At 54.4% G+C, this 6,349-nt stretch carries 7 protein-coding genes; all 7 read right to left on the bottom strand.

What is annotated here, in order from left to right:
- On the bottom strand, positions 1–834 hold an 834-nt coding region (locus AC221Y_RS18430), incomplete at its 3' end, for a cyclodeaminase (protein ID WP_486707984.1).
- The gene (gene eutB, locus AC221Y_RS18435; RefSeq protein ID WP_299756545.1) at positions 834–1,856 is read right to left on the bottom strand and encodes a hydroxyectoine utilization dehydratase EutB; all 1,023 of its coding nucleotides are present in this window, start codon (positions 1,854–1,856) and stop codon (positions 834–836) included. The genes eutB and AC221Y_RS18430, both read right to left, overlap by 1 nt.
- Entirely contained in the window at positions 1,849–2,634 is a 786-nt protein-coding gene (locus AC221Y_RS18440; RefSeq protein ID WP_299756547.1) for an aspartate racemase/maleate isomerase family protein, read from the bottom strand. Before AC221Y_RS18440 ends, eutB begins: the two co-directional genes overlap by 8 nt.
- 4 nt (positions 2,635–2,638) lie before the next feature.
- Entirely contained in the window at positions 2,639–3,076 is a 438-nt protein-coding gene (locus tag AC221Y_RS18445) for a universal stress protein (RefSeq protein ID WP_486707985.1), read from the bottom strand.
- Positions 3,077–3,086: 10 nt separating this feature from the next.
- Complete coding sequence (locus AC221Y_RS18450) at positions 3,087–4,373, bottom strand: TRAP transporter large permease (RefSeq protein WP_299756551.1); 1,287 nt, start codon at positions 4,371–4,373, stop codon at positions 3,087–3,089.
- A gap of 12 nt (positions 4,374–4,385) precedes the next feature.
- Entirely contained in the window at positions 4,386–4,964 is a 579-nt protein-coding gene (locus AC221Y_RS18455; RefSeq protein WP_299756553.1) for a TRAP transporter small permease, read from the bottom strand.
- A gap of 75 nt (positions 4,965–5,039) precedes the next feature.
- Entirely contained in the window at positions 5,040–6,047 is a 1,008-nt protein-coding gene (locus AC221Y_RS18460) for a TRAP transporter substrate-binding protein (RefSeq protein WP_299753589.1), read from the bottom strand.
- Positions 6,048–6,349: the final 302 nt, after the last annotated feature.

Genomic DNA, 6,349 nt, shown 5'->3' on the forward strand with positions numbered 1-6,349 from the left:
CTCTGCAAACGACGCGTCCGGAGATATCAGCCCGGCCGCGATTGCGTTACGCAATTCGCCGAGATTTCGCGTTTGGCTCAGACGATCCGGTACATAGAGATCTGCGCGTTTCAAACAGGCTGGCTCCAATTCGCCCTTATGGTTCTGATCCGATCCCATGGCCGTCACGTGTTGCCCGGGTCTGAGCCAGTCAGCCTTGAGAATTGGCGAGGACGCGGGCGTCGTTGTTATGATGACAGCCGCTTGGGCAACGGCCGTTTGTGGATCATCCACGGCCGCCACCTCGATCCCAAGATCTGTTGTAAGCTCTGCAGCAAGAGCCTTTGCCGCCTCTGAATTTCGTGCCCAGATCAAAGCTCGCTCAATGGGGCGCACGAGGCACAGAGCCTTAAGTTGAAGACGCGACTGCATGCCTGACCCAAAAATTGCAGCGCTTGAAGAGTCCTCCCGGGACAAAATACGCGCAGCAACGGCGCCTGCCGCGGCAGTGCGTACATCCGTGAGATATCCATTGTCGAGCAACAGGGCTTCGAGCTGGCCTGTGCGTGCTGAGAACAAGACCATCAGTCCAGACGTCGATGGAAGGCCGATCTTGGGGTTATCAAAAAATCCGGGGGAGATTTTCACCGCAAAACTATCCAGACCTGGGACATAGGCCGTCTTGACGTCGACCTCACCATTAAAATCTTTGATCGCCATGGACAGGATGGGTGGCATAGCGACGTTCCCACCGGCAAGCGCACGGAAACCGTCTTCTATGCATTGGATCGTGTCGAGATCCAGTGGCACCGCTTTGCGAAGTTCGGCCTCAGTCAGAATGCGGATTTTTGGCATTATGAGCTCTCTTGAGAAACGTCGACATCTTCCCCTGAGATAACCCTGTGGTGCAATGACATGTCGATATTCCCGCCGCTGAGTATAAGCATAGTAGGCCCAGACAAAGTGATTTTACCCGCCAAAAGCGCCCCTACCCCCACCGCACCGGAGCCTTCGACAATCTGTCGTTCTTCCCAGTAGCAATGGCGAATGCCGTTTGCGATTTCTGCCTCGGTGAGCAAAACCAGGTCGTCTACGAGTTCGCGCACCATCGGAAAGGTAAAGCAATTGTCGAGCCCTATCCCTCCACCCAGACTGTCGGCCAATGTGGCGAGTTCCGTGACCTCAACCGGGTGACCGGCCGCAAGGCTTGCGTGCATGGCCGCCCCCCGCTCCATTGAGATCCCGACGATGCGGACATGTGGCAGGCGGGCCTTCAGCGCGGCGGCCACTCCCGATATCAGCCCGCCGCCGGAGACCTGCACCAAAACGGTCTCAACCTCGGGCATCTCCTCGGAAATCTCGAGCCCGAGCGTTCCCTGACCAGCGATGATATGGCGGTGATCAAAGGGGGGAATCATTGTCATGCCCTCTGCGACGAGTGCATCAACAGCGGCTTGTGCTTCGTCCTGACTACGGCCCCGGATCAGCACCTCAGCACCCTCCCCCCGGATCGCCTCGATCTTATTTTGGGGCACTAACTCTGACATCGCGATAACACAGCGGACGCCCGCGTTTGCGCAGGCGCGCGCCAAACCTCGTCCATGGTTACCTGTGGAGACGCCCACAACACCAGCAGCGCGCTCTGTCTCTGTCAGATGGGCCACAGCGTTCGACGCGCCGCGAAACTTAAAGCTGCCACTCAACTGGCTATGCTCCAGTTTCAGGTTAACCGGAACACCCATGCTCTTCGACAACGAGACTGAAGGTTCAACAGGCGTGTGTCGTATCATGCCAGAAATAGTGCGCCGTGCTTCAATGATCTCGTCCAACGTGACGCTGTTTTCGCTGCGTTCAGTCGGGAGCGCGAACTTAGTCATACACCGCCTCCAGAGGCATCCGATCGAAGATTTTACCTAGTCCTTCATTAGGGGCCAATCGTGCGTGGTTCAACATCTGCCAAAGGCCCGCCTGATTTGATGAGATGACAGGCTTCCCAAGGCGATCCTCGAGAGCTTCAATAACACCTAGCGCCGGAAGCGCCGTGCACGATAGGAACACGCCTTCAGACTGAGGACGGTCGGCAGCTATCGCGGCGTCGATGATAGTTTGCGATGAGACTCTTGCCATGTTTCGATCATCCTCAAGGCCAAGGCACTGTGCCGACACGACCTCCAGCCCCTTTCGCTGAAAGTAAGCAACCATTGGCTGGGTCGTTTTGGACAAATATGGCGTGACCAAAGTGATCCGCTGCACGCCAAGCGAACGGAACGCCGTCAGCGCGGCATCGGTCGGTGTGACGACAGGGACGTCGGGTTTGCCCGCCTGAATGGCATGTCTGATCGCGTCGTCACCAATCATGACCGAGGCGGCTGTGCAGGCGTAGTATATCGCCGCCATAGGTTCTCCGGGCAGCAACAAACGCGCCGCTTCGGTCAAGAGCGGCGCCATTCGTAACAGGTTTTCCGCGGTGGTTGGGTTCTCAAACGCGACCCTTGTCACGTGCAAAGCCGCACGATCGTGTGGAATGAGCCGTGCGGCGTCTCGTTCTGTCGTCAGGTCCGTAGCAAGCGCGATCAGTCCAAGGCGGGTTACGGCCTCTGCGGGCTCCAGTTGAACAGGGATGGAAGACAGCAATACCTCTGCGCGTTCTCCCATTTCACTACACAATCATCACTGGGCAGGCCGACATCCCTGTCACCTTATGAGACACGCTTCCGAGCAGATAGCTTTCGACGGACCCCATACCGCGGCCGCCCATGACAATCAGGTCCACATTGTTTTCCTTAGCGAATGAAACAATGCCGCGCGCCACGGGTCCGTTTTTCACAACGGCACGGAGCCCTATCGCTCCTAGTTCCACTGCCCGGCTCTTGGCCTCTTCTGCAACTTCTTTGGCGTAGGCACGCATTGAATCGTCCATCGGCTCGGGCGTGTCGCGACGCACCATTGAAAAAGATGCCTCAAGCAAGGAGTGGTGGCGATAGACTGTCAGGATCGAAATCCTAGCCTTAACAAGCGATGCAAGTTCCACGGCTTTTTCAAGCGCGGCGATCGCGTTTCGTGAACCATCGATTGGTACGAGTATGTGTTTGAACATAGCTGCCCCGCTATTTCGCAAATGCCAGATCACGCAGAAACAAAGCGATCTGAGGGAAGTAAATCAAAGCGACCGAGACGCTCAGAAGGATGACGATAAATGGCGGCGTCCCTCTGATGACTTCGATATAGGGGCGTTTAAAGACAGCTATTGCCGTAAATATATCGCACCCGAATGGTGGTGTTGCTGACCCAATCGCCACCTGAAGTGTGATCACCGTTCCAACCAGAACAGGATCGAGACCAACGTCTTTGACCACTGGGGCAAAGATCGGGACAAGTACAAGGATGACAACAATAGGGTCGACGAACATGCACCCGATAAAAAACGCGATCGAAATCACGAAGAGAACCCCATACTGACCCATCTCATCGATGCCGATAGAACCAAGGATTACCTGTGGAATTTGTGCGAAAGAGATAACCCAGGAAAAGGCCGCGCCGGCCGCAACAAGGATGAATACAACCGCGGTGATCAGACCGGTGGATTTGGCGGTGCTATAGACATCGGCTAGGTTCATCGAGCGAAAGATCACGACTTCGAGCATCAATGCGTAAAAAACACAGGCCGCAGCAGCCTCAGTCGGAGAGAAAATCCCGCCATAGATGCCTCCAATGATAATCACTGGAAAGCCTAGTGGCCAAATTGCGCGCCTGACCGCCCCGAAGCGCGCGCCCCAAGTTGCCTTGTCCTCAGTCGGCACATCGTGGCGGATCGCATAAATCACTGAGTAGATCGAAAAAAGGACAAGGATCAAAAGTCCCGGGCCGATACCCGCGATGAAGAGTTCGGAAATTGACGTGTTTGAGACAACTCCATAGATTATCATACCGATGGACGGTGGAATCAGGAATGCAATGTCAGACGAGTTTACTATCAGGGCCAGAACAAAGCTGTCCTTGTACCCCGCCTTCAGCATACGCGGTCGCAGCGGGCCGCCAACAGCCACCACTGTCGCTTGCGTCGAGCCGGACACTGCCCCGAACATCGTACAAGCTGCCGCCGTGGATACTGCCAGACCGCCTTTGATATGGCCCATGAATTTCATCACCATATCGATCAGCCGGTCAGCTGATTGGCCCCGGGTCATGATGTCCGCAGCAAAGATGAACATCGGGACCGCAATGAGCGACGCAGGTCGGATGCCCGCCATGAACTGCTGAATCATAGTTTCCATCTGTGAAAAGCCGTTCAACATCATGTAAAAGCCAACAGATGCCCCGGCGATCAGCGGGACCATCATGGGAAAACCGAGCAAGAGAAGCACGATCATGATGGAAAAGATCGTTAGTGCCATGAGCCGTTCCCCTCAAATCTCGATTTCATCGTTGTCGTAGCCTTCAAGCACATTGGTCGAGAGATAGATGTCTTTCTCAACAATATTTTTGATAGCCGTCAGAAGGTACTGCATCCCCGTCATGAAAAATCCGACAGGCACCCAAACAAGCGTCCACCATACGGGGATCTGAAGGGACGGCAGCACCCGTCCTCGGCTGGCCTGAGTTCCAATATAATTGATGGCATAATAGCAAAGGCCGAACATGATGGTGGCTGTGACAAGCGATATGACAATCATCATGAATTTGCGGATCCGCGACGGCATCGCATCATAAATAGCTGACATGCGGATATGCCGACCTTGACGTGCAGCATAGCTGATGCCGGCAAAGGTAATCATGATAATCAGAATGCGGTTCAGTTCTTCAGAAAAGAACAAACTGCTTTGAAACACGAACCGGCCGATGACATTACTGATGGTGTTGGTGGCCATAAGGATAACACCCGCAGCAAGCATAACTGATTCAATTCTCGAAATTGCGCTATCCAGTGTGCCCAGAAATCCGGGCAGACTGGAGGCATGTTCGTTAGAATGCGGTTTGTCTGTCACGTCCGGCTCCTAACAGCGAGTTGGTCAAGGGCCCCGGCCGGCTCTCGCGAGCCGGGGCTATTCCTCGAGGAGGGATCAGCCGTCAGCTGCAGCCATAAGATCGGCCTTCATCTGTTCAAGAATCGCAGCACCGGAGTCGCCGGTCATCTCGATGAATTTGGCCTCAACTTCGGAAGCCGCCGCCTTAAAGCAGGCACGCTCGTCTTCAGAGAGAACAGTAACAGTCATCTCAGGCTTAGCTTCCATGATCTTGGCAAGCTCAGTGGCAGCCAGACCGTCCTGATACTCAACAATGAAGTCATAGGCCGCATCTGTCGCATCCTGAATGACCTTTTGCTCGTCGCCCGAAAGCCCGTCATAAAAGTCGAGGTTGGCCATCAGAGCCGTGGTGAAGTTGTTGTGCCCGGCATAAGTGATATAGTCGGTTACTTCGTAAAGTTTGGTCGAATAGAGGAAGAATGTCGGGTTTTCCTGGCCCTGAATAATGTTGGTTTGCAGAGAACCATACACCTCGCCCCAAGGAAGCGGTGTCGGGATCGCGCCAAATGCTTTGTAGCTCTCTACCAAAAGCGGGTTGGTCATTACGCGGAATTTGACCTCGTCAAGGTCAGCACAGCTTTTGACCGGTGCCTTGGTCGTCATAGCGACTTCGCCTTCGGGGTACATCTGCAAGAGCTCAAGCCCTTGGGCAGCGTAAAGCCCTTGAAAATCTTCGTTTATCGCCTTGCTGTCGCGAAAGAAGCGCGCAAGTTGCGCCTGATCTGTGGGCAGAAGGTAAGGAACGAAAAATACCTGCGCCTCAGGGATCAGCGACCCGGTGAAACCGGGCGATTGGTTGACGAACTGCAGGATGCCAGCTTGCGCCTGCTCCATGATATCTGCGGATTCACCGAGCGTTCCGAAAGGGAACAACTGGATTTCATGATCCGAATTTGCCTCAACATACTCTTTAAATTTCTGGGCAAACTGGCCCTGGACCTCGTCCAGCGACTCTTCGAATGCATAGCGCCATGTGTCTGCTGAAGCGAAAGTTCCTACAAAGACCAAGGCCGTCGCACCGGCGAGTATTTTCTTCAAGTTCATCGTTATAACCTCTCTGTTTTACGGATCTGCAACCAAGTCTGCTGGTCGCGGGCACAGCACGTGCGCCCGTCCGTGTTTTTTAGAGTGAAAAGCAATAAACACGCTGGCCATCAGTCACGCACAGGCCGTCAGCCGCGCACACTTCTACATCCCCACTACGCAATTGGTTTAGCAGCCCAGCAATCATGTCAATTTATATATTGAACCATGACAATTTGTCGGATCAGCAAATCCGACCTGATAGCAACCATCGCTCAAATAGTAAGCAATGCTTTCTCAGGTGCTGCTTGCAGCAGTCGAAC

This window comes from Boseongicola sp., from assembly GCF_057460485.1.

What these genes read in the sequence shown, in the direction of transcription:
- AC221Y_RS18445 (WP_486707985.1), bottom strand. Translation starts at nt 3,076, where the DNA reads ATGTTCAAACACATACTCGTACCAATCGATGGTTCACGAAACGCGATC.
- eutB (WP_299756545.1), bottom strand. Translation starts at nt 1,856, where the DNA reads ATGACTAAGTTCGCGCTCCCGACTGAACGCAGCGAAAACAGCGTCACG.
- AC221Y_RS18460 (WP_299753589.1), bottom strand. Translation starts at nt 6,047, where the DNA reads ATGAACTTGAAGAAAATACTCGCCGGTGCGACGGCCTTGGTCTTTGTA.
- AC221Y_RS18440 (WP_299756547.1), bottom strand. Translation starts at nt 2,634, where the DNA reads ATGGGAGAACGCGCAGAGGTATTGCTGTCTTCCATCCCTGTTCAACTG.
- AC221Y_RS18450 (WP_299756551.1), bottom strand. Translation starts at nt 4,373, where the DNA reads ATGGCACTAACGATCTTTTCCATCATGATCGTGCTTCTCTTGCTCGGT.